1 protein-coding gene is annotated in these 374 nt (G+C 30.5%); it reads right to left on the reverse strand.

Annotated elements, in window-relative coordinates:
* Positions 1–40 precede the first annotated feature (40 nt).
* Positions 41–253, reverse strand: coding sequence for a hypothetical protein (locus tag DLK05_RS19270; protein ID WP_127345123.1), 213 nt, complete (start codon positions 251–253; stop codon positions 41–43).
* Positions 254–374 lie beyond the last annotated feature (121 nt).

Raw genomic sequence — 374 nt, forward strand, 5'->3', positions numbered from 1 at the left:
GAATAAGCAAAATAAGTAAGTGAGTAGAATTATCTGTTACCTATTGCAATTTACTATTATCTACATAAAACCACTCATTTCCATCAAGTGTAAATAGCTGAAGTTCAATAACAGAAATGAAAACCGAAAGAAATTCACAAGAAACGAGAACATTGAAATCATTCATCCAACCATCTATAATCACAACAATGATGAGAATAACAATGAAGTGAGTGTTGCATCTGACTTTAGCTTCTTCTTCTTCTCCTCTCAATCTTTATATTTTTCGGTTGCTTTCAATTTATATCAATTCAATAATGATTGTAATGTGTTCATTTTCAATGTTACATCATGACAATCAACTACTAGATCGTCTTGTTCATCTTGTTGAGTTG

It is taken from the genome of Ancylomarina longa (genome assembly GCF_003996985.1).
Lineage (GTDB): Bacteria > Bacteroidota > Bacteroidia > Bacteroidales > Marinifilaceae > Ancylomarina_A > Ancylomarina_A longa.